Below are 22,289 nucleotides of genomic sequence, written 5' to 3'. Positions count from 1 at the left end.
TTGACCGGCACAAGATTCGCGAGCAATCTGGTTTCGTTGTCCCCCGTCTCTACCAAAACATCCGCAAACCCCTTGCGGATGTTTTGCTTTGTGCAGGGCCGCGATACTCGGCCCATGACCAAGCGCACCGACACCCCCTGCACCGCCCTGATGGCCGCGATCCCGCTGCCGACCGACGCTGCGTCGGGCGCACCCGACTGGGTGCATCTGCTGCCAGGCCCGGCCGACGGGCTGGTGCGGACCGCCGACAGCCGCGGCCCCTACCGACTTGCCGACGCCGCAGGGATCATCGCCGCCAGCTTCGCCGCCTCCGACCGGCTGGAGATCGACGTCAACCACTCGACCTTCCTCGCCGCCCCGCGCGGCGAGCGCGCCGATGCCATGGGCTGGATCTGCGAGATGCAGGCCCGCGAGGACGGAATATGGGGCCGCGTCGAATGGAACGCGGAAGGCGCGGCGCTGGTGACCGGCAAGGCCTATCGCGGGATCTCGCCCGTCATCATCCACGACGCCGCCAAGACCATCCTGCGCATCGCCAATGCGAGCCTCGTCAACCGGCCGAACCTCCAGGGCCTGACCGCCCTCAACTTTGAACAGGACCCCGCCATGACCCTGATGGAACGACTGGCCGAGCTGCTCGGCCTGGAGAAAGGCGCTACCGAGGAGCAGATCCTCGCCGCGCTGACCGAGCGCCTGAAGAAAAAGCCCGAGGCCGAGCCCGCCGCGGCGCTGCAGTCGGCGCTGACCGCGATCGGCACTGCCCTCGGCGTGGCGACCTTCACGCAGGATGCCGTCCTTGCCGCCGCCCGCGCCGCTAGGGTCGCGCCCGAGGCCGAGGTGGTCACCGCGCTGCAGTCCGAGATCGCGGCACTGACCACCCGCCTCAACAGCGTCACCGAAGGCCAGAAGCGCGGCGCGGCCGAGGCCTTCGTCGATGGCGAGATCCGGCGCGGCCGGGCCGGGGTGAAGCCGCTGCGCGACCACTACGTCGCCATGCACATGGCCGACGCCGCCCGCGTCGAGAAGGAGCTGGGCGCTCTGCCGATCCTCGGCCCGTCCAACACGCTGGTCACCCCGCCGATCGAGAAGGACGGCGAGATCTCCCTCAACGCCGAGCAGAGCGCGATCGCCGCGCAGCTCGGTATCGATCCCAAAGCCTATGCCGCGACGCTCAAGGCCGAGCGCGCCGAGAAGGAGGCCCTGTGAATGACCGCGCTGACCGCTGACCGCAACACGCAGGAGCTCTCGGGTGTCGAGCGCGAGGGCCTGCTCGGCGCCTCGCAGGCGATCTTCATCGGCGCCCTCCTGATGCGCAACGCCTCGGGCCATCTGGTCAAGGGCGCCACAGCCACCGGCGCCGTCGGCGTCGGCCGCGCCGAGGAGCGTGGCGCCAGCACCGCCGCGGGCGTCACGCTCCAGCGCTACCGGCCCGGCACCTACCGCTTTGCCAACTCAACGGCGGGCGACCTGATCGTCACCGCCGACATCGGCGCCGTCTGCTACATCGTCGACGACCAGACGGTGGCCAAGACTTCGGCCACCAGCACCCGCTCGCCCGCCGGCATTGTCGACGGCGTCGACGCTCTCGGCGTCTGGGTCCGCTTCGACGAAGCCCTGACCCGCGCCCTCCTGTCCTAAGGAAACCCCGACCATGCTGATCAACTCCGCCTCGCTGGAGGCCCTCCGCGTCGGCTTCAAGACCGAGTTCCAGAAGGCCTTCGACGCGACCCCGAAGTTCAAGGACCGCGTCGCCATGACGGTCCGCTCCACCAATGCCCAGAACACTTACGGCTGGCTCAACAGCCTCTCGGGCATGCGCGAATGGCTGGGCGGGCGCGTCATCGACAACCTCTCGGAGTCGAGCTACGCGATCCTCAACCGCCACTTCGAGAAGACCGTCGGCGTCGACCGCAACGACATCGAGGATGACAACCTCGGCACCTATGCCACCAGCTTCCAGCTGATGGGCGATGCGGTGGCGGCGCTGCCCGAGCAGCTGGTCTGGGATCTCCTGAAGGCGGGCTTTGCCACCAACTGCTTCGACGGCCAGTACTTCTTCGACACCGACCACCCGGTGGTGCTCGCCGACGGCTCGACCGGCACCTATGCCAACACCGACGGCGGCGCGGGCACGCCCTGGTTCCTCCTTTGCACCAACCGCCCGCTGAAGCCGATCATCTACCAGGAGCGCAAGGCGCCGGTCTTCGTCTCGAAGGACAAGGAGACCGACGACAACGTCTTCGACCAGCGGCGCTTCATCTACGGCGCCGACACCCGCTGCAACGTGGGCTTCGGCCTGCCGCAGCTCGCCTGGGGCTCGAAGCAGGCGCTGACCCCGGCGAACTATGCCGTCGCTCGCGCCGCCATCCAGGGCTTCAAGGCCGACGGCGGCCGCCCGCTCGGCCTCGTGCCGAACCTGCTCGTCGTGCCGCCGTCGCTCGAAAGCGCCGGGCGCCAGATCCTCAACTCCGAGTATGGCACCGCCGGCGTCACCAACGAGTGGAAGGGCACGGCCGAGCTCCTGGTCGTGCCGTGGCTGGCCTGAGCGGAGGGATCGACATGACGAAGGGAAAGATCCCTGCCGCCGACCCGGCAGACCCGGCTGGAGCGCCCGCGGCCGGCGAGACGCCTGAGGCCTTCCCGCGCGATGACCGGACGGTCGTGGTGCGCGGCCCGGCCAAGGGGCGCTGGCGCATCGGGCGGCACTTCACGCCGGAGCCGGTGACGATCCCGGCCGCCGAGCTCGGCCCCGAGCAGGTCACCGCGCTCCTCGACGATCCCGAGCTAACCGTGCTGCTGATCGCCACCCCCGACTGAGGCTCTGCCTCGGCCGCGCCTCCCTGGCGCCATAGCAACCCCGGCGGCGACTGAGGATCGCCGCCGGAAACGTCACGAAAGCGCAGCCCATGCCCTACGTCACCCTGCAGCAGCTGATCGACCGCTACGGCGAGAGCACCCTGGTTCGTGCGACCGATCGCGGCGAAGTCGCCGTCGGCACCATCGACCAGGCGGTGATCGACCGCGCCATCGCCGATACCGACGCGGTGATCGACGGCTATCTGGCCGGCCGCTACGCGCTGCCGCTCAACACGCCGCAGCCCCTGCTTGCTGACATCGCCGGGGCCGTCGCGATCTGGAAGCTGCACACCTACGAGCCCGATCCGAAGATCAAGGCGGATTACGAAGCGGCGCTCAGGTCGCTTCGCGAGATCTCCGCAGGCACCATCCGCCTGAGCGCTGCCGGCATTGAGGCCGCAGGCACCGGGGGCTCGGGCGCACGCATCACCGACCGCGAGCGGCCCTTCACCGCCGAGAACCTGAAGGGCTTTATCTGATGCTCCTCGACCAAGTCATCGCCCGCATCGAGGCCGGCGTGCCGCTCCTCGCCGGCCGCACCGCCGCCGCCGCCGATCTCTCGGCGCTGATGGCGGCGAACGCCCTGCCGCAGGCGACGGTCGCGGCCCATGTCCTGCCCCTTGGGCTGCAGGGCGGGCGGGCCGAGGCGGCAACCGGCCTCTTCACCCAGGCGGTGGAGGAGGTCGTCGCCGTGCTCCTCACCTTCCGCGCCGCCGGCCGCACCGGCGAGCAGGCCATCGCCCAGGTCCGCGAGATCATCCAGGCGGTAATCGCCTCGGTCGCCGGCTGGGGGCCTGACGAGATGCCCGGCGTCTTCCGGGTGCTGCGCGGCTCCATCGTCCGCTTCACCGGCGGCACCCTCGTCTACCAGATCGACTTCGCGATCGGCGACCAGCTGAGGATCAACCCATGACCGACGAACTCCCCGCCGCGGGCGGCAGCTACATCCGGGAAGCCAACGGCGCGCTGCGCCCCGCCGAGGCTCCGCAGGCGCCCGTTTCCGACCCCGTTAAACCCCCTGTTAAACCCGCCGCCAAGGAGGCGTGACCGTGCCGATCTACTGGAAGAACAAGATCCTTCTCGCCAAGATCGAGACCGTCTACGGCACCGATGCGGTGCCGACGGGTGCTGCCAACGCCATCCTTGCCACCGACGTGAAGCTCACGCCGATGGAAGGCAACGACGTCAGCCGCGACCTCGATCTGCCCTACTTCGGCAGCCAGGGCAGCATCGCGGCCGAGCTGCATGCCAAGCTCGGCTTCCGGGTCGAGCTCGCGCCCTCGGGCACCCGCGGCACCGCCCCTGCCTGGGGACCGCTGCTCCGCGCCTGCGGTGTGGCCGAGGTGATCGTGGCGGGTGCCTCGGTCACCTACAACCCGATTTCCTCGGCCTTCGAGTCGGTGACGATCTACCTCTGGGTCGGCGGCACCCAGTTCAAGATGGCGGGCACCCGCGGCAACGCGAAGATCGTGGTGAGCGCGCAGGGCATCCCCTATCTGGAGTTCGAGCTGACCGGCCTCTTCAGCCAGCCCGCCGAGGTGGCCCGGCCGACCCCCACGCTCACCGCCTTCCAGCAGCCGCAGCTCGCGACCAGCCTCAACACGCCGACTTTCTCCCTCGGCCCGACGGCGATGGTGCTGCGTTCCTTCAAGCTCGACCTCGGCAACAAGGTCGAGCCCCGCTTCCTGATCGGCTCCGAAGCCGTGCTGATCACCGACAAGCAGGACAGCCTCGAGGCGACGGTGGAGGCGGTGCCGCTGACGACGCTCAACCCCTTCTCGCTCGCCGCCGCCAACAGCACCGTCGGAGTGACGCTCATCCACGGCACCGGCAACGGCAAGATCTGCACCCTCAGCGTCCCGCTCGCCCAGATGCAGCGGCCCGGCGGGCTGGAGAACGCCCAGAACATCGTCGAGTGGCCGCTCCGCCTCGTGCCAAAGCCCGCCTCGGGCAACGACCAGTGGACCCTCGCCCTCACCTGATCCCCCGCCGTTTCAAGGACCCCGCCATGTTCAAACTCGCCACCGACCCGCAGTTCACCCACACCGTCCCGGTGCTTGTCCCGACCGATGGCGGGCATCGCGAGGAAAGCATCCGCGCCCGCTTTCGCGTGCTCGGCCTCGACCGGATCGAGGAACTCCTGAAGGACAACAAGAAGGGCGTCTCGGCCGTGCTGCAGGCGGCGATCGTGGCGCTCGAGGATCTGGTCGACGAGGCCAATCAGCCGGTGCTCTATTCCGACGCCGTCCGCGACCAGCTCCTGAACACGCCCTACGCCCGCGATGCGCTCTTCCGCGCCTACACCGCCGCGCTCGCCAAGGCCCGCTCGGGAAACTGACCTGGGCCGGGCGTGCCTGGGCTACGGGCACGCTGGGCCGCACCGCAGGGAGAGCGGCCGATGACGAGGCCGAGGCCGACGCCCGGCGCTGGGGGCTCGAGCTCGCCCCGGCCTGCCCCGCAGAGGACGGCGTCTGGCCAGAGAACGTGGCGGCGGTCGAAGCTTTCCTCGCCGTCTCGACCCAGTGGCGCTTCGCGGGCGGCGGCATGGGCAGGCTTCTGGCCCTCGGCCTCGACTATGCGGGCGCCCGCGCCGGCTTGGCACTCGCCGGGATCCCGGTCACGCGCGCGCTCTGGAGTGACCTGATGCTGATCGAGCTCGGCGCCCGCAGCGCAATGAACGAGGAACCCTGATGACGTTTCAGCTCTCCGGCCGGATCTCGATCGACGGCAAGACCGCCCGGTCCGAGCTCGACCAGACGGCGGCTGCGACGACCAAGGTCAAGACGGCAACCGCCTCGCTCGGCCAGGAGGGGCGCGAAGCTGCGGCGGATCTTGCCGCACTGAAAGGCGAGGTCACGGCCTACAAGGCGCAGATCGAGGCGCTGACGGCGGCGCAGCTCCAGAGCACGAACCGCATGGAGGCCATGGCCGCCGAGCACAAGGCGGCGATCGCGGCGCTGCAGAACGGCATGGGCGGCGTCGGCCGATCGAGCCAGGTAGCGGCGGGTCAGGTGGGCAATCTCACCGCCCAGTTCAACGATATTGGCATGATGCTGATGGCGGGGCAGAACCCGCTGCAGCTCGCCATCCAGCAGGGCACGCAGATCACCCAGGTGATCGGACCGATGGGCGCGGGCGGCGCGGTGCGGGCGCTGAGCGGCGCCTTCATGGGCATGCTGAACCCGGTGAGCCTGATCACCATGGGCGCCATCGCCGCCGGCGCCGCGACCGTCCAGTGGCTCACCTCCGCCGGGGAGGAGGTCGCCACGCTGGAGGAGGCGCTCGAGAGCCTGACCGAAGGCGTCGAGAGCTATGCCGCAGCCAGCGAACGCGCCCGGAGTTCGGCCGCGGATCTGACCGACAGCTTCGGCAGCCAGGCAACGGCGGTCCGCGGGCTCCTGAAGGACATGGCCGAGCTCGAACGCCGCGAGACCGAGCGCGATGCCCGGCTTGCGGCGGCGAATGCGCGCTCCGACGTGATGGACAATCGCTGGCTGACGCTCGACTTCTCCGACCAGGCCACGACGGCGAAGTTCTTCGATCTCGACACCCAGATCGCCGGCGTCTGGGACCGGGTGAACGCCCTGATCGGCGGCTTCAACCGGCTGCGCGATGCGGCGACGCTGGAGGAGCAGATCGGTGCCGCGACGGCGCTGACCGCGCAGTTCCTGGAAGCCGCCGCCGCCTCGGGCACCATCACGAAGGAGGAAGACGAGGCCCTCCGCGCGCTCCTCGGCATGACCGAGCAGCTGCATCTCTTCCAAGCCGAGCAGACGCAGGCGGCGCTCGCCAGCAGCGGGCTCGCCGAGGTGATGGACGAGCTGCAGGAGCTCTTGACCGACGCCTCGAACACCAACCTCTCGCATATCTTCACCGACGCAAACGGCCCTGCGCAGGCGCTCTTGGATCAGGTCGAGCGCCTCGGCACCCGTCTCTCCGCGATGGCGCGCGAGGCGGCCGACATGGCAGCCGAGGCCGCGATCCCCCCGGCGAACGCGCCGGAGATCGAGGGCAAGGGCGCCTACGCCCCCGGCAACATCCAGTTCGGCAACCCCTTCGGTGGCCCCAGCGCCGCCCCCAGCACCTCGCCCCGCCCGCGGGCCGCGCCGACCGGCGTCGACTTCGGCCTGCCTCCCCTGCCGCCGCGGGGTGCCGGGGGCGGCGCCAGCGAGGTCGAGAAGCAGCACCGGGCGCTCCTCGAGCTAATCGCGGCCGAGCAGGACCATCTGGCGATCCTGCGGGAAGCCGACCCGGTGCAGAAGGAGATGCTGCGCAACCGCGAGGCGCTGGTGGGGGCGACCGATGCCGAGCGCCAGGAGCTCGAGGCCCTGATCACCGCGCGCCTCGCCGAGCAGGAGGCGGCGAAGCAGGCCAAGGAGGTCTCGCAGGCTTTCGGCGGCGCCATCTACGACTCGCTCGACGGGCTGATCCTCAAGGGCCAGTCGGCCTCCGACGTGCTCGACAACCTGATCGGCAAGCTCGCCGAGGCCGCCCTGCAGGCGCTGGTGCTCGGCACCGGGCCGATGGCCGGGATCTTCGGGCTGGAGGGCGGGATCGTCGGCGCGCTGCTGCCCGGCAAGGCCACGGGCGGCATGATCTACGGCCCGGGCTCGGGCACCTCGGACGATGTGCTGATGTGGGGCAGCAACGGCGAGTTCGTGGTCAACGCGGCCGCCACCGCCCGCAACCGCCACCTGCTCGAAGCGATCAATGCCGGCGCCTCCCTCCCCGGCTTCGCCCAAGGCGGCACGATCGGCGGGGCGGGCAGCGGTGGCGCGCCGGCGGGCGGCAGGGGCGAGCTCGCCATCTACATGGATCTGCGCGGCGTCCAAGGCACCGAGGAGATCGAGGCGCGGGTCACCAAGGCGATCGAGCGGGCGCTCGACGCGCATGACCGCCAGGTGCTGCCCGGGCAGATCAAGCGCCACATCCGCAACGAGCGGCGGGTCGGCTGATGCTCGGCTTCCCCCTCACCACCGCCCAGTTCTTCGACTGGCTGCCCGTCGCCTCGATCAGCATGGACTGCCCGGAGACCGTCGAGCTCTCGCGCACCGAGGATGGCGATGTGCTGACGGCCGACCGCGGCGCGCGGCTCTGGCAGGGCACGGTCACCCTCGGCCGACTCACCGCCGACGAGGCGGCCCGGGCCGAGACGATCATCGACGTGCTGCGCTCGGGCGCCGCGAGCTTTCTGGCCTACGACCTGCGCCGCCCTGCCCCGGCCTGGGATCCGACCGGCGCGATCCTCGGCGCGGCAAGCGTGACCCTCCATACCCTCGCCGCGAACAACCGCGAGGCCCGGCTGCAGGGCCTGCCCGCCGGCTACCGCCTGACGGTCGGCGACCGGCTGGCCTTCGACTATGGCAGTTCGCCGGTGCGCCGTGCCCTGCACCGCGTCGTCAACACCGTGGTCGCGCCCGCCGACGGCGTGACACCGACCTTCGAGCTGGTGCCGCCGATCCGCCCCGGCGCCGTCGTCGGCGCCGCCGTCCTCCTGAAGAAGCCCAGCTGCTATGCGCGGCTCGTGCCCGGCTCGGTCGAGATCGGCGCGACCCGCCGCCAGATCTCCGAGGGCACCACCTTCCGCTATCTCCAGAAGCTGAGGCCCTGATGCGCAGCTACCCGACCGCCGTCGCCACCCATCTCGCCGCCCGCTCGGGTCTCCATGCCCGGGTGCTCCTCTGGCTCTCGGCCCGCAACCGCGAGACCGGCGCACTCGAGACCATGGGGCTCTGGAACGGCGACGACCACCAGAACTTCACCATCGGCGGCCAGACCCGGACCTACTACGCCGGCGGCGCGCTGATGGAGATGGAGCCGATCACCCTGCAGACCGGCCTCGTGGTCAGGATGCAGCGCGTGATCCTCTCACCGCTCTCGCCCGAGGTCGCGATGGCGATGCGCGGCTACGAGCCCCGCTTCGCGCCGGTGGAGATCCACCAGGCCTTCTTCGACCCGGCCAGCATCACGCTTCTGGCCGAGCCGACGCGGGTCTTTAAAGGCTTCATTAACGAGGTGTTGTTCACCACCGCCGAGGTCGGCAGCGCCTCGACCTGCACGCTGACGCTGGCCAGCAACAGCCAGATCCTGACCCGGAAGCTCGCGCTCAGGAAGTCGAACGAGGCCCAGCAGCAGCGCTACCCGGGCGACACGATCCTGCAATACGCCGATGTCTCGGGCGCTGTGCCCGTGGTCTGGGGCGACAAGATCGCGGGGCAAGCTCAGGCCACGCGCCGGGAGGTCCGATGAGACATCCCGACTGGCGCAGCCGCCTCACGGCCTACCTGACAGAACACGCCCAGGTCCGCTTCCGTCCGGGCCGGATGGACTGCGCCCTCTTCGCGGCGGGCGCCGTGGCGGCGATGACCGACACCGATCCCGGGCGCGGCTGGCGCGGCGCCTACCGCTCGCTCCGGCGCGGGCAGGAGCTGATGCAAGCGGCAGGCCATGCCGACCATATCGCCTACTTCGCCAGCCTCTTCCCCGAGGCGGCGCCGGCCGAGGCGCATCAGGGCGATGTGGCGGTGATCGAGGAGGAGGGCATGGCCTGCCTCGGCATCGTCCAAGGCGAGATGATCTACGTCGTCACGCTGGCAGGCTTCGGCCTCGTGCCGCGCGAGCGCATGGTGCGGGCGTTCCGGGTATGACCTTCCTGCTCCTCTTCGCCGCCCTCCTCGCCGCCCTCCTGCTCGCCGCCGACCCCGCCCAGGCCGGGCCGGTCGCAACCGTCGTCGCGCTCATGGCCAACGGCGTCGGCTTCGGCGCCGCCATGAGTGCCACCTTCGGCGCGCTCGGCATGTTCGCCCTGCGCCTCGCCGCGACCATCGGGCTGAGCGCGCTGGCCCGCGCTGCCCAGAAACAGCCGCGCCCGCCGGGCATTCAGACCGACTACACCCAGCAGGGCGGCACCAATCCGGCGAGCTTCATCCTCGGCAAATACGCCACGGCAGGCACGATGATCTGCCCGCCGCCCGCGCATGGCGAAGGCCCGAACGACACGCCGAACGCCTGGCTGACCTATGTCGTCAACCTCGCCGACATGCCGGGCCACGGCTTCAGCCGGCTTATGATCAACGGCGAGTATGTCACTCTGGATGCAAGCGAGAGCGGCGACTACGGGCGCAAGGTGCTCGGCAAGTATCTCTCCGACGGCGAGGTCGACTACGGCTCGACCGCCTGGCTGCGCTTTTACGACGGCAGCCAGACTGCGGCCGATCCCTACCTCTTGGCGAAGTACGGCGCGCACCCGGAGCGGCCTTGGACCAGCGCCATGGTCGGGCGCGGCATGGCCTATGCCATCCTCACCTTCCTCTACGACCGCGCGCTCTTCACCGGCCTGCCCGAGGTCCGCTTCGAGCTCCTGGGCCCACCGCTCTACGATCCGAGGAAGGACAGCTCGGTCGGCGGCAGCGGCAGCCAGCGGTGGGCGACGCCCTCGACCTGGGCGCGGACCGACAACCCGGTGGTGATGATCTACAACATCCTGCGCGGGATCGATCTGCCCGGCGGCATGGTCTGGGGCGGCGACTGCGCCGCCGAGGATCTGCCGCTCGCGAACTGGTTCACCGCGATGAATGTCTGCGACGAGCCGGTCACGCTGAACGCCGGCGGCACGCAGCCGCGCTACCGGGCGGGCTTCGAGGTGAAGGTCGCCGAGGACGAGCCGGCGGCGGTGATCGAGGAGCTCCTGAAGGCCTGTGCCGGCACGATCAGCGAGATCGGCGGCGCCTACAAGATCCGCGCGGGCGGCCCCGGCCTGCCGGTCTTCAGCTTCACCGACGGCGATCTGCTCATCACCCTGCCGCAGGACTACACCCCCTTCCGCGGCCTCGACGAGGCGCACAACGCGGTCTCGGCCACCTACCCCGAGCCCGGCAATGCCTGGGAGCAGCACAACGCGCCGCCGTTCTCCAACGCCGCCTTCAAGGCCGAGGATCAGGGCCGCCAGCTCGTCGCCGACCTCTCGCTGCCGGCCGTGCCCTACGGCAGGCAGGTCGGGCGGCTGATGCAGGCCTGGCTGAAGGACAGCCGCCGCGGCCGCTGGCACAACCTGCCCTTCGGCCCCTATGCCGCAATGCTGGAGCCCTTGGACGTCGCCGGCTGGACCTCGGCGCGCAACGGCTATGTCGGCAAGGCGATGGAGATCGAGCAGGTCTCGATCGACCTCGTCACCTGCGTCACCTCGGTCGCCGCCCGCGAGTGCGATCCATCGGACTACGACTGGTCGCCCAGCTCCGAGATTCTGAGCGCCGTGCCCTCCTCGGGCTGGTCGCTGCCGCCCGAGACCGGCGTGCCTGCCTGGGCCGTCACCGGCACCGCGCTGAAGGACGCTGCCAATGCCAGCCGCCGCCCCGCCCTTCTGCTCAGCTGGGACGGCACCGGCCAGCGCGACGCCCGTGGCCTCGCCTGGGAGATCCGGCTCGCCGGCGCTACGACTGCGATCCTGCGCGGCTCGATGCAGAACGTCGCCGCGGGCGCGCTCATCGTGGCCGAGGGCATCCTGCCCGCCACGAGCTACCAGGCCCGCGGCCGGATCCTCGCCGACCGCAGGACCGTCTGGTCGAACTGGGGGGCGGCGACGACGCCGAACGTGAAGCTCGGACCGAACGATCTCAGCTATGCCGACATCACTGCCCAGGTGAACGAGGATCTCGACGAGCTGGCCGACTGGGTGGTGACCGAGACCGGCACGCTGGCCGACGACATCCTCGCCAACAGCAACGAGCTCGCCGCCCAGCAGGCACTGATCGACGGGGTGCGGGCCACGCTTTCGCATGTCAGCTCGATCTTCGGGGAGTTTGCCTCCGCGGAGCGGTTCGGCTGGGGGCCGATCCCTTCGGAGTGGGGCGTGATCGCGCGCGGCTCGAACGCCTCGGGCTCGGTCATCAACGCCCCGACACCGTTTGTCCTCTACGCGCTGGCGCAGCCCGAGACCAAGCAGGCCCGCGTTTCCGAGCGGTTCTCGGTGGCGCCGGGCGACAAGCTGGAGGCCTCCTTCCGCATTGCCGGGACCGGGACATTTTCGGCATCAGCCGCGATTGCCGTCTACTGGCATGACCCCGAGGGCACCCAGTTCGGCCCCTCGTTCATCACGACCACGGGCGGCTCCAAGACCTCCCTCGGCTGGCAGGAGTTCTCCGGCAGCCTGATCGTTCCGACGAACGCCGCCTTCGCGACCTTCTACCTGCGGCGCGACGCGGGCGGGGTCAGCACCGCCTATTTCACCCAGATCCGGGGCGGGCGCGTGACGGGCGGCGTGCGCGACCTCGCCACCGCGCAGTCGAGCCTCGCGGCGCAGGTCGCGACCATCGGCGGCCAGGTCAGCGCCCAGGCCGAGTCGCTCACCGAGGTCGAGGCCAGCGTCGGCGAGGCCACGGCCGAGGGGCTCCTGCGCGTCACGGTGAAGACCACGCCCGAGGATGCGCTGAGCCGGATCGGCATCGCCGCCGCCGCCTCGGCCGGCGAGGGCACCGACCGCTCGGCCGCGATGTTCCTCGAGGCGATCGCCGGCAACCTGAGCCAGGTGCTGTTCAACGCCGACCGCGTCGCTTTCATCAATGCCTCAGCCCGGCATAAGCCCTTCGTCTTCACAAACGGCAACCTCTACCTCGGGGGCGACGTCTCAGTGGAAGGCGATCTCCTGGTCGGCGGCTCGGTGAAGACCGCGGCCATGCAGGACAACGCCGTCTCGGTCGACCGCCGAGTCACCAGCGCCGGCGGCTCGGACAACTCCGCCAACTGGACGCAGGTCTTCTCGCTTAGCTTCACCCCCTACGCCGGCAGCAAGATCGTCGTCGCCCTGAACGGCGCAGGCGCCGCGGTGACGACGGCCGAGGCCGCCTCCCCCCTGCGCTACAGCACGCTGCAGATCCGCTACCTCTGGCGCGGCGCGGTGATCCGCGGTCCGATCAAGCTGATGCGCTCCGTCTCGCGCTACACCGGTGGCGAGAGCTTCGACGTGGGCCACGAGGCGCGGGTCACCGACGGCTTCTCCTTCGACGCCGGCGCCAACACCAGCGGCACGCTGGTGGGCCAGATCCGCCGCCAGGAGACCGGCGTGGTGAGCCTCACCGACATCACCGGCATCGTCACGGAGCTGAAGAAATGATCGAGGCCACCATCCACGACCTGTCGGGCCGCATCCTGCAGGTGGTCACCGTGCTGAGCTTCGACGAGCTGGTCGACAACCTCCCCGACGGCACGCTCTTCACCCTCGGCCGCGGCGATCCCGAGACGCAATACGTGAAGGACCAGCAGATCCGCTGGTACCCGGAGCGCCCCGGCGACTGGGCTGTCTTCGATCTGCAGACAGAGAGCTGGAAGGATCCGCGCTCGATCGAAGAGGTCGGCGCCGCCTACGCCGCGGCGCTTGCGGCAAAACGCGCAGCCATGGCCTGCTCGCGGATGCAGGGCATCCTTGCCCTCGGCGCCGAGCGCTGGGGCCAGGTGCTGGCCTATCGCGACGCCCCGGGCACCAGCTTCGGCGAGCGCGCCATCATCGACTGCGCCGGCATCTGGCGCCGCCAAAGCCAGAACATCGCCTTCTTCGCCTGGCTCTTGGGGCTGGATGATGCGGCGGTCGATGCGCTGTTCGAGGTGGCAATGGGGATCGAGGCGTGAGGTAAGGATCGCTCAAGTGGTGATGTCCCGTCGCTGCAAAAAGAAACTACCACGAGTGGACGTCCAGCGGGCAGCTTTGCTGCCACAAGGCCACGACGCGGCACATCGTCCGCCGTCCGACAGTTGACGAAAACTCACTAGACTACCAATGATTACCCATTTAGCCTTGTTTCGCCGAGTTCTGACACCGGCGCGTGGCCGGGGAATACTATGCACATCAATAAGGTCGTCGTAAAAAACTATCGTTGCCTGCGAAATTGCACGACGCATTTAAACGACAAGCTTAATATAATTGTTGGCGACAATGAGTGCGGAAAGTCCACGCTTCTTGAAGCCATTAATTTGGGCCTGAGCTCGCAAATCAACGGCCGGCCCATTGCCACCGAAATTCATCCGCACCTGTTCAACCAAGAAACGGTGCGAGAGTATATACAAGCCCTACTGGTGGGAAGCAGCCCGCCTCCGCCGAGCATTCTGATCGAGCTCTACTTTGCGGACATTCCTGAGCTTTCATCATGCAAAGGAACAAATAACTCCCTGCGAGAGAATGCCCCCGGCGTCAAAACTATCATCGAATTCAACGAAGATTACGCAACTGAGTATGCGTCCTACATAAAGGATCCCGGTCGCGTCAAGAGCATTCCAATCGAATACTACGCGGTTCGCGTGAGGAACTTTGCTGATAGCGACATCACTCCGAGAGGAATTCCGATCAAACCGAGTCTGATTGATGCCAGCACCATCCGGAGCAATTCAGGAGCGAGCCGATACGTCCTAGACATTATGAAGGGCAGCCTGTCAACGAAGGAGCAGGTAGACCTCACTCTATCTTATCGTCTCATGCGAGATAGCTTCCTAGATGATGCAAAAGTAAAGGCTATCAACAAGGAGCTAGAGACAAAGAAGGACAACATATCTGCCAAGACGCTCTCGATCTCCCTAGACACGTCCTCCAAGTCAAGTTGGGAAGCGGGTGTCATGCCTCACCTGAACGAGATTCCTATGACGCTGATTGGCAAGGGGGAGCAAAGCAGCGTAAAAATAAAGCTGGCGCTAGAAACGAGCGCTGAATCTAACATAGTCATGATTGAGGAGGCTGAAAATCACCTTTCGCATTCAAACTTAAACACGCTAATTGAGCACATTTCGAGCCGAAGCCTCAATCGTCAAATTCTGATCACGACGCACAGCAGCTATGTCTTGAACAAATTAGGCATAGAGCACGTTCTCTTGTTTGGCCGCGGGGCGAACGCTACACTGAACATGCTCACGCCTGAGACACGAAACTACTTCGTTAAGCTCCCAGGCCATGAGACACTAAGGCTTATACTAGCCCGTCGCACAATCTTGGTTGAAGGGCCATCTGACGAACTCATAGTACAAGCAGCCTTTAAGAAAAAGCACGGGCGAATGCCTCTTGAGGCGGGCGTGGACGTTATAGCCACGCGTTCTCTTGCCTTCAAGCGCTTCTTAGAAATTGCGCAGCTCTTGAAGTTAAGAATTGACGTAGTCACTGATAATGATGGGGATGTTTCCGCCTTGGAAAGAAAGTACGTCTCTTATCTGGGCTTAGATCAGATAAAGATTCGCTACGATCAGAACGAAAACTTTTCAACCTTGGAGCCACAGCTGCTTGCGGCCAATAGCCGGCAAAAAGTCAACAAGATACTCGGCAAGGCCTTCTTAACTGATGAAGACCTTCTAGCTTACATGACCAAAAACAAGACAGAGGTTGCATTGCGCTTCCTTGAGACTTCCGAGGAATGGGATGCTCCTCATTATATTGAGGCAGCAATTGATGAGTGAATTGGTAATCGCCGCCGCAGGAGGAGGAAAAACAACCCAGCTTGCTGCCCGGGCGAATGGCCAAACGGAAGGCAAGGCCGCAATAATTACTTACACTACAAACAACGTTGAAGAGATCAGCCAGCGCTTCTATAGGTCAGGGCCCACAATACCCCCGCACGTAGAGGTGTGGTCTTGGTACCGCTTTCTTTTGCAGGAGTTAGCCCGCCCATACCAACTATCCGTTTTGCCACGAAGAATAGAAGGGCTGCATTGGGTAGAGGGGCAGTCAGCGCCTCGCATCCCCCGCAACAAGACACTCCCATTCTTTTTAGCAAACTCCAATTTCATCTATTCTGATAAAATTGCTAGATTTGTCATTGAATGCAATATTGCATCCGACGGAGATGTTGTTCGTAGGCTGGAAGACCGTTTTAGCACAATTTATATTGACGAGGTTCAGGACCTGGCGGGGTACGACCTAGAGATACTTGAGATGATCCTTAAGTCGAAGATAAAACTTGTGATGCTAGGAGATCATCGTCAAGCGACCTACGCAACTAATCATGCCGCAAAAAATAGCGCCTATGGCGGCATAAAAATAATCAAAAAATTCCGCGAGTGGGAAAAAACAGGGCTTTTGCAGATCAAGTACTCACGCGATACATTTAGATGCAACCAGCTAATTGCTGATTTAGCAGATAGCTTCTACCCGACCGAGCCAAGCACACTGTCCCAAAACCAAGTTGTTACGGGTCATGACGGCATATTCACAGTTTCCGAGGAAGCCGTGGATGATTATATGCGGGAGTTTGCGCCTCAGATCCTTCGCCTAGACAGCAGGACGAAATGTGGAAATCGCCCAGCGCTCAATTTTGGGGTCTCTAAAGGACTCACATTCGACCGAGTACTAATTTTCCCCCATAAAAAGGGGCGCGACTGGCTAAGATCAGGGGACTACGCTCATGTCCAAGGCTCTTTGGCCAAAATGTATGTTGGGGTGACGCGCGCTCGTTACAGCGTCGCATTCGTGCTCAGTGAGCAGAGTAGTTTGCCATCGCTTGTTCGTCACTCTTAATCGACGAGCTGGCAGGAGACGCTTTCAGCGCTCTTGCCTATGCAGATGCTGGAGCGCATGCGTCTGTCGAGACGCAGGCCGCTTCCGGCAGTAGAGATCTCTAGAGCCGCGGGTGTGCCAGCGGTCGTCAGATCGTTCTGCTGCCAACTTCAGTGTCCCGTCCTGCAGATCCTGCTGTCACGCTACACGCACCACACCCATTTCATCCACAGAAGATCGCGCGAGAAAGCGCTTTACAGCCTTCCCCTTTGGCCACACCATATCTAGTATGGGCAGCACCCGGTGAACGCCGTTGCTTGCCGGGTGCCCCGCTGCTTGTGGGTAACTGCCCAGTTTGGGGCTTAATGAAGAGGCCGGGCAATGTCGCTATCCGAAGATTTCCTGTCAACCGACATCCACCCGATCGACATCGTCGAGACGCTGGCCGAACACAACGACTGGGAATTCGACCGGCTCACCGACGACCAGATCGCCATGGCCGTCGAGGGCCAGTGGCGCACCTATTCGCTCACCCTCGCCTGGTCGCCGCAGGACGAGACGCTGCGGCTGATCTGCACCTTCGAGATGGAGCCGCCGACGCACCGGATGGGCGAGCTCTACGAGGTGCTGAACCGCTGCAACGACATGGTCTGGACCGGCGCCTTCACCTATTGGGCCGAGCAGAAGCTGATGGTCTGGCGCTACGGGCTCCTGCTCTCGGGCGGGCAGATCGCCGGTGCCGAGCAGATCGACCGGCTGATCGGCAACGCGGTGATGGCTGCGGAGCGGTTCTACCCCGCCTTCCAGATGGTCGCCTGGGCCGAACATACCCCCGCCGACGCCATGAATGTCGCCATTGCAGAGGCTTACGGCCGCGCCTAGTCTGACCCCCGGATCTGTCCCGGGGGAACGAATGGAACTGTCAGAGGTGAACCGCCGCGGTCTGGGGCTCCTGGGCTGCGGCAAGATGGGCTCGGCGCTGCTCGAGGGCTGGCTAGGGCGGGGGCTGGCGCTGTCGGCGGTCTGGGTCACCGATCCGCATCCCTCCGACTGGCTGCGCGGCCTCGCCGCCAAGGGGCTGCGGCTGAACGAGGGCCTGCCCGCCTCTCCCGCCATCGTGCTGATCGCGGTGAAGCCGCAGATGATGGCCGAGGCGCTGCCGACACTCACCGCCTTGGGCAACGGCAGCACGCTGTTCCTGTCGGTGGCCGCGGGCACCTCGATCGCGCATTACGAATCCGTGCTGGGCGCCGGGACGCCAATCGTCCGGGCCATGCCCAACACCCCCGCCGCCGTGGGCCGCGGCATCACCGCGCTGATCGGCAATGCCCACGCCAGCGCCGAGCAGGTGGCGCTGGCCGAGACGCTGCTTTCCGCCGTCGGCCAGACCGTGCGGCTGGAGACCGAGGCGCAGATCGACGCGGTGACCGGCGTCTCCGGCTCGGGCCCGGCCTATGTCTTCCACCTGATCGAGGCGCTGGCCGCCGCGGGCGAGGCCGAGGGCCTGCCGCCCGCGCTCGCCATGCAGCTCGCCCGCGCCACGGTGACCGGGGCGGGAGAGCTCGCCCACCGCGCCCCCGACAGCGCCGAGCAGCTGCGCATCAACGTGACCTCCCCCGGCGGCACCACCGCCGCCGCGCTGAAGGTGCTGATGGACCCGGAGACCGGCTTCCCCCCCCTGCTGCGCCGCGCCGTCAAGGCCGCCGCCGACCGCGGACGGGAGCTCGGCCAGTGAGCATCACCTACGACGATTTCGCAAAGCTCGACATCCGCGTCGGCCGCATCACCCGCGCCGAACCCTTCCCCGAGGCACGCAAGCCCGCCTTCAAGCTCTGGGTCGATTTCGGCGGCGATCTGGGCGAGAAACGCTCCTCGGCGCAGATCACCCGGCATTACACGCCCGAGACGCTGATCGGGCGGCAGGTGCTGGCGGTGGTGAACTTCCCGCCGCGGCAGATCGGCAAGGTGCTCTCCGAAGTGCTGGTGCTGGGCGTGCCCGATGCCGATGGCGAGGTGGTGCTGATCGGCCCCGACCATGCGGTGCCCGATGGAGGGCGGCTGTTTTGACCCGGCTCCTCATCACCCGCCCGCTGCCCGAGAAGGTGATCGCGGCCGCCCGCGCCCGCTTCGACGTCACCCTGCGACCCGAGACGACACCGCTCACCCCGGCGGAACTGCGCGCCGCGCTCGACTATGACGCGGTGCTGCCGACGCTGGGCGATCTCTTCCGCGCCGAGGTCTTCGCCGACGTGCCCGCGCCCAAGGCGCGCATCCTCGCCAATTTCGGCGTCGGCACCAACCATATCGACATCGCCGCCGCCCGCGCCGCCGGGCTCGCCGTTACCAACACCCCCGGCGCCGTCACCGACGCCACCGCCGACATCGCCCTCACGCTGATCCTGATGACCGCCCGCCGCGCCGGCGAGGGCGAGAGGCTGGTGCGCTCCGGCCAATGGCAGGGCTGGCACCCGACGCAGATGCTCGGCATGCATGTCACCGGCCGCAGCCTCGGCATCATCGGCATGGGCCGGATCGGCAAGGCCATCACCCGGCGCTGCCACCACGGCTTCGGCATGGAGGTGCGCTTCTTCAACCGCTCCCCGGTCGCCGACCCCGGCCTGCCCGCCCGCCAGACCGATCTGGCCGAGACGCTCGCCGCCGATATCGTCGTCGTGGCCGTCCCCGCCACCCCCGCCACGCATCACCTGATCGACGCGGCGGCGCTGGCCCGGATGCGGCCCCACGCCCTGCTCATCAACATCGCCCGCGGCGACATCGTCGACGAGGCGGCGCTGATCGAGGCGCTGCAACAGGGCCGCATCGCCGGCGCCGGCCTCGACGTCTACGAGCACGAACCCACCGTGCCCGAAGCGCTCATTGCGATGGAGAACGTCACCCTCCTGCCGCATCTCGGCACCGCCGCGCTCGACGTGCGCGAAGCCATGGGGATGATGGCGCTCGACAACCTCACCGCCTTCTTCGACGGGCGCGACCCGCCCCACCCGGTCTGACCATGCTTCCCCCGCTGGCCCCCCTCCCCCCGCCAAAGGCGTCCCCTGCGCGCCGGGGCAACGGGCCAGCCCCCCAAGGAAGGCTCCGCTCCGCACCGCCCCTCATCTTCGCCCAAATATCCCCGCCGGAGGCATCCGCCGCCCAACCGGGGCGTACCCGGTCAAGGTCTCCCGCCAAACCCACCCTCCGCCCGCGTCGGGCATCCTTCGGACCCGCGCCCACCACCCGCGCGCGCCGCCCATCCGCCTCCTCCCCGCCCTTCATCTTCGCCCAACGATCCCCGCCGGAGGCATCCGCCGCCCCACCGCGGCGCGCCGCACTCCCCACCCGCTCCGCACCGCAGCCGTTTCTCCCGCGGCAGCGCCGGGCGCGGGGGCTCGATGCCCCCAAGCCCGGCTCCCCCCGGCCCGGGCCCCCGCGATGATCATCTCTCGCGGGCGCCGCTTCATCTTCGTCCATATCCCCAAGACCGGCGGCACCGCGTTGTCGCTGGCGCTGGAGCGGCGGGCGAGGAAGGACGACATCCTGATCGGCGACACGCCAAAAGCCCGAGCGCGGCGCGGCAGGTTGCGGGGCGTCAAGGCGATGGGGCGGCTCTGGAAGCATTCGACCCTCGCCGATATCGCGGGCCTTCTCACCGATGCCGAGATCGAGATCTTCTTCACCACCGCCATCGTCCGCAACCCCTGGGACCGGGCGGTCAGCTACTACCACTGGCTCCGCGGCCAGAGCTTCGCCCATCCCGCCGTCGGCCTCGCCAAGAGCCACGGCTTCTCGGCCTTCCTCAACCACCCGCAGACCCGCACCGGCTTCCGGCTCTGGCCCGCCTCGGCCTATCTGCGCGACCGCCACGGGGTGGAGCGGGCCAGCCTCTACCTGCGGCTCGAACATCTCGCCGAAGACCTCGCCCCCTTCGAGACACATCTCGGCTTCCGCCTCTCGCCCCTGCCGCGGGTGAACGACTCGGCCCGCCTGCCCGACTGGCGCGGCTACTATTCCCAGGCCGATGCCGCGCTGATCGCCAGCCTTTGCGCCGAGGACATCGCCCGCTTCGGCTATGGCTTCGACGATGCCGCCGCGCGCTGAGCCGCGAAAAACGCCGCAGGACAGTCTCTTGACATCCGGCGGCGGCTGGGCCAGATAACAGCCCGTTGGGGTCGTAGCTCAGTTGGGAGAGCGCGTCGTTCGCAATGACGAGGTCAGGGGTTCGATCCCCCTCGACTCCACCAGATTTCCCTCCGTCCGCCTGCCGCACCCCGCTTGGGGGCGCCCCTTTGTCGCACCCCCACCGCGGCCCGCAAAATTTCCCCTTCCGCCTGATCCGCATCAAATCGCGCCGTCCCGCGGCTCGGCAGGATGCGTGCAGACAATCCCTGCGGAGGCTGACATGCTGCGCCTGACCATGATCCTGTTTTCGATGATCTCGACCACGCTGATGGGCGTCGGGATCGTGATCGCCCTGACCACCGGCTACGACAGCCTGCAGCCGATCCTCCTGGCTGCGGCAATTGGCTTCGTGCTGGCCGTGCCGGTCAGCGCCATCATCGCGCGCAAGCTGGCCTGAGTCCGCGTCAGCGCGAAAGGATCCGTCATGCGCAAAGCCAGACCCGCCGCCTTCTCGCCGATGCAGATCCGGCTGCACTGGATCGTCGCGGCGCTCGTCGTCTTCCAGTTCCTGTTCAACGCGCCGATGCGCTGGACATGGGAGGCGCAGCAGCGCGGCGAGGACCCGGGCTTCAGCCTGCTCGCCTGGCTGCATGTGGCGGTCGGCCTCGTGATCGGGCTTCTGGTGATCTGGCGCATCGTGCTGCGCTTCACCCATGGCACCCCCGGCCCGATCTCGCCGCTCGACACCGGCGAGAAGAGCCTCGCGCAATTCGTCGCGACCGAGACGCAGGTCTTCCTGCTGTTTGCGCTCTTCGTGGTGCCTGCCAGCGGCGCCGTCGCCTGGTTCAAGGGCATCCCGCTCGCGGGGGCGCTGCATGCCGATCTGAAGCTTCTGATCCTCGCGCTGGTCGGCGTGCATGTGCTGGGGGCGCTGGCGCACAAATTCGTGATGCGCGACGGGCTGATGGAGCGGATGCGCCTGCCGCGCGACTAGGACAGGAAGACCCGCAGCGTCTCCTCGAACTCGCGCGGCTTCTCGGCATGCAGCCAATGCCCTGCCCCGGGGATCTTCGCAAAGCGCGCCGCCGGAAACAGCCCGCGGATCGTCTCGCGATGCTCCGGCAGCACATAGCGCGACTCGCCCCCGCTCAGGAACAGCACCGGCCCGTCGAACTGTCCCGACACCTCGGGCCAGCCGAGGATCTGCGGCATCTCCTGCCGCAGCACCGGCAGGTTCAGCCGCCAGCGCGGCGGGTCTGCCTTCAGATCCAGCGACTGCAGGAAGAAGGCCCGCAGGCCCGCATCGTCCAGCAGTGCCGCCAGCCGCCGGTCCGCCTCGCCGCGCGTGGTCACGCCGGCGAGGTCCAGCGCCTCCATCGTGTCGATATGCTGGCGCTGGTCATGGCCATAGCCCACCGGCGCGATATCGGCGACCACCAGCCGCCGCACCCGCTCCGGCCGCGTCAATGCCAGCATCGTCGCGGCCTTGCCGCCCATCGAATGCCCGACCACATCCGCCAGCCCGCCATGCGCCTCGATCACCTCGGCCAGATCGGCGGCCATCTCGGGATAGCGGTGCACCTCCGACCGGGGGCTCGTGCCGTGGTTGCGCATGTCCACCGCCAGCACGTCGCGGCTCTCGGCCAGCCGGCGTGCGATCACCCCCCAGTTCCGCGCCGAGCCGAACAGGCCATGCGCGATCAGCAGAGGGGGAAGGCCCGAGGGCCGCTCGGCGGGGTGGATCACTGTGGTCAGCATGCCCTCTTCATAGCCGCTCGCTCCCCCAACGGCCAGAGCAGTTGAAGACGGCGCGGCCGCCGCCTAATCTCCGGGCGAAGACAGCGAGGCGCAG

General features: G+C 67.4%; 26 protein-coding genes and 1 tRNA gene. 26 read left to right on the top strand and 1 reads right to left on the bottom strand.

The features are described from left to right. The first annotated feature begins 114 nt into the window (after positions 1 to 114). The 26 genes from AC3A5Z_RS02575 (at position 115) to AC3A5Z_RS02450 (ending at position 21,431) form a co-directional block, all read left to right on the top strand. The gene (locus tag AC3A5Z_RS02575) at positions 115 to 1,206 is read left to right on the top strand and encodes a phage protease (RefSeq protein WP_487517837.1); all 1,092 of its coding nucleotides are present in this window, start codon (positions 115 to 117) and stop codon (positions 1,204 to 1,206) included. After that, complete coding sequence (locus AC3A5Z_RS02570; protein WP_487517836.1) at positions 1,207 to 1,638, top strand: hypothetical protein; 432 nt, start codon at positions 1,207 to 1,209, stop codon at positions 1,636 to 1,638. It abuts the gene before it with no gap. 13 nt (positions 1,639 to 1,651) lie between these two features. Continuing rightward, positions 1,652 to 2,545: a Mu-like prophage major head subunit gpT family protein gene (locus tag AC3A5Z_RS02565; RefSeq protein WP_487517835.1), complete on the top strand. Its 894-nt coding sequence runs from the start codon at positions 1,652 to 1,654 to the stop codon at positions 2,543 to 2,545. 14 nt (positions 2,546 to 2,559) lie between these two features. After that, positions 2,560 to 2,817, top strand: coding sequence for an HI1506-related protein (locus tag AC3A5Z_RS02560; RefSeq protein WP_487517834.1), 258 nt, complete (start codon positions 2,560 to 2,562; stop codon positions 2,815 to 2,817). A gap of 89 nt (positions 2,818 to 2,906) precedes the next feature. Beyond that, on the top strand, positions 2,907 to 3,335 hold the full coding sequence (locus tag AC3A5Z_RS02555; RefSeq protein ID WP_487517833.1) for a gp436 family protein: 429 nt from the start codon (positions 2,907 to 2,909) through the stop codon (positions 3,333 to 3,335). Beyond that, on the top strand, positions 3,335 to 3,769 hold the full coding sequence (locus AC3A5Z_RS02550) for a phage tail terminator protein (RefSeq protein ID WP_487517832.1): 435 nt from the start codon (positions 3,335 to 3,337) through the stop codon (positions 3,767 to 3,769). Before AC3A5Z_RS02555 ends, AC3A5Z_RS02550 begins: the two co-directional genes overlap by 1 nt. Beyond that, positions 3,766 to 3,903, top strand: a complete 138-nt coding sequence (locus AC3A5Z_RS02545; protein ID WP_487517831.1) for a hypothetical protein — start codon at positions 3,766 to 3,768, stop codon at positions 3,901 to 3,903. Before AC3A5Z_RS02550 ends, AC3A5Z_RS02545 begins: the two co-directional genes overlap by 4 nt. Before the next feature lie 2 nt (positions 3,904 to 3,905). Continuing rightward, positions 3,906 to 4,838, top strand: a complete 933-nt coding sequence (locus AC3A5Z_RS02540) for a phage tail tube protein (RefSeq protein ID WP_487517830.1) — start codon at positions 3,906 to 3,908, stop codon at positions 4,836 to 4,838. Positions 4,839 to 4,864: 26 nt separating this feature from the next. Further along, complete coding sequence (locus AC3A5Z_RS02535; RefSeq protein WP_487517829.1) at positions 4,865 to 5,194, top strand: hypothetical protein; 330 nt, start codon at positions 4,865 to 4,867, stop codon at positions 5,192 to 5,194. Next, positions 5,191 to 5,547, top strand: a complete 357-nt coding sequence (locus tag AC3A5Z_RS02530) for a DUF1799 domain-containing protein (protein ID WP_487518614.1) — start codon at positions 5,191 to 5,193, stop codon at positions 5,545 to 5,547. Before AC3A5Z_RS02535 ends, AC3A5Z_RS02530 begins: the two co-directional genes overlap by 4 nt. Next, positions 5,547 to 7,811 (top strand): phage tail length tape measure family protein, encoded by a 2,265-nt coding sequence (locus AC3A5Z_RS02525; RefSeq protein ID WP_487517828.1) that lies wholly within the window; start codon positions 5,547 to 5,549, stop codon positions 7,809 to 7,811. Before AC3A5Z_RS02530 ends, AC3A5Z_RS02525 begins: the two co-directional genes overlap by 1 nt. Beyond that, positions 7,811 to 8,467, top strand: coding sequence for a hypothetical protein (locus AC3A5Z_RS02520; protein WP_487517827.1), 657 nt, complete (start codon positions 7,811 to 7,813; stop codon positions 8,465 to 8,467). Before AC3A5Z_RS02525 ends, AC3A5Z_RS02520 begins: the two co-directional genes overlap by 1 nt. After that, positions 8,467 to 9,105 carry a hypothetical protein gene (locus AC3A5Z_RS02515; RefSeq protein WP_487517826.1) on the top strand — a complete coding sequence of 213 codons (639 nt, stop codon included), beginning with the start codon at positions 8,467 to 8,469 and terminating at the stop codon, positions 9,103 to 9,105. The genes AC3A5Z_RS02520 and AC3A5Z_RS02515 overlap by 1 nt, the downstream gene beginning before the upstream one ends. Beyond that, positions 9,102 to 9,503 carry a DUF6950 family protein gene (locus AC3A5Z_RS02510; RefSeq protein WP_487517825.1) on the top strand — a complete coding sequence of 134 codons (402 nt, stop codon included), beginning with the start codon at positions 9,102 to 9,104 and terminating at the stop codon, positions 9,501 to 9,503. Before AC3A5Z_RS02515 ends, AC3A5Z_RS02510 begins: the two co-directional genes overlap by 4 nt. Beyond that, the gene (locus tag AC3A5Z_RS02505; RefSeq protein ID WP_487517824.1) at positions 9,500 to 12,964 is read left to right on the top strand and encodes a phage tail protein; all 3,465 of its coding nucleotides are present in this window, start codon (positions 9,500 to 9,502) and stop codon (positions 12,962 to 12,964) included. Before AC3A5Z_RS02510 ends, AC3A5Z_RS02505 begins: the two co-directional genes overlap by 4 nt. Continuing rightward, positions 12,961 to 13,476, top strand: coding sequence for a hypothetical protein (locus tag AC3A5Z_RS02500; protein WP_487517823.1), 516 nt, complete (start codon positions 12,961 to 12,963; stop codon positions 13,474 to 13,476). The genes AC3A5Z_RS02505 and AC3A5Z_RS02500 overlap by 4 nt, the downstream gene beginning before the upstream one ends. 210 nt (positions 13,477 to 13,686) lie before the next feature. Continuing rightward, positions 13,687 to 15,282: an ATP-dependent nuclease gene (locus tag AC3A5Z_RS02495; protein WP_487517822.1), complete on the top strand. Its 1,596-nt coding sequence runs from the start codon at positions 13,687 to 13,689 to the stop codon at positions 15,280 to 15,282. Next, on the top strand, positions 15,275 to 16,339 hold the full coding sequence (locus tag AC3A5Z_RS02490; RefSeq protein WP_487517821.1) for a UvrD-helicase domain-containing protein: 1,065 nt from the start codon (positions 15,275 to 15,277) through the stop codon (positions 16,337 to 16,339). The genes AC3A5Z_RS02495 and AC3A5Z_RS02490 overlap by 8 nt, the downstream gene beginning before the upstream one ends. Positions 16,340 to 16,699: 360 nt before the next feature. Next, positions 16,700 to 17,200 (top strand): type III secretion system chaperone family protein, encoded by a 501-nt coding sequence (locus tag AC3A5Z_RS02485; RefSeq protein ID WP_487517820.1) that lies wholly within the window; start codon positions 16,700 to 16,702, stop codon positions 17,198 to 17,200. Positions 17,201 to 17,231: 31 nt separating this feature from the next. Beyond that, positions 17,232 to 18,053, top strand: a complete 822-nt coding sequence (proC, locus tag AC3A5Z_RS02480) for a pyrroline-5-carboxylate reductase (RefSeq protein ID WP_487517819.1) — start codon at positions 17,232 to 17,234, stop codon at positions 18,051 to 18,053. Next, on the top strand, positions 18,050 to 18,385 hold the full coding sequence (locus AC3A5Z_RS02475) for a tRNA-binding protein (RefSeq protein WP_107664319.1): 336 nt from the start codon (positions 18,050 to 18,052) through the stop codon (positions 18,383 to 18,385). Before proC ends, AC3A5Z_RS02475 begins: the two co-directional genes overlap by 4 nt. Beyond that, a complete protein-coding gene (locus AC3A5Z_RS02470) occupies positions 18,382 to 19,329 on the top strand; it encodes a 2-hydroxyacid dehydrogenase (protein WP_487517818.1) in 948 nt (315 codons plus the stop codon). Before AC3A5Z_RS02475 ends, AC3A5Z_RS02470 begins: the two co-directional genes overlap by 4 nt. A gap of 421 nt (positions 19,330 to 19,750) precedes the next feature. Then, positions 19,751 to 20,416, top strand: a complete 666-nt coding sequence (locus AC3A5Z_RS02465; protein ID WP_487517817.1) for a sulfotransferase family protein — start codon at positions 19,751 to 19,753, stop codon at positions 20,414 to 20,416. A 67-nt stretch (positions 20,417 to 20,483) separates the two neighbouring features. Further along, positions 20,484 to 20,559 (top strand) — tRNA-Ala (locus AC3A5Z_RS02460). Between the two features lie 158 nt (positions 20,560 to 20,717). Continuing rightward, a complete protein-coding gene (locus tag AC3A5Z_RS02455; protein ID WP_487517816.1) occupies positions 20,718 to 20,894 on the top strand; it encodes a CTP synthetase in 177 nt (58 codons plus the stop codon). A 27-nt stretch (positions 20,895 to 20,921) separates the two neighbouring features. After that, positions 20,922 to 21,431 carry a cytochrome b gene (locus tag AC3A5Z_RS02450; protein WP_487517815.1) on the top strand — a complete coding sequence of 170 codons (510 nt, stop codon included), beginning with the start codon at positions 20,922 to 20,924 and terminating at the stop codon, positions 21,429 to 21,431. On the opposite strand, the gene AC3A5Z_RS02445 is transcribed toward AC3A5Z_RS02450, so the two are convergent. Beyond that, positions 21,428 to 22,195 (bottom strand): alpha/beta fold hydrolase, encoded by a 768-nt coding sequence (locus tag AC3A5Z_RS02445; protein ID WP_487517814.1) that lies wholly within the window; start codon positions 22,193 to 22,195, stop codon positions 21,428 to 21,430. The genes AC3A5Z_RS02450 and AC3A5Z_RS02445 overlap by 4 nt on opposite strands. Positions 22,196 to 22,289 lie beyond the last annotated feature (94 nt).

It is taken from the genome of Cereibacter sp. Soil_C_27 (assembly GCF_057657095.1).
This window is presented reverse-complemented; position numbering and strand designations above follow the sequence as displayed.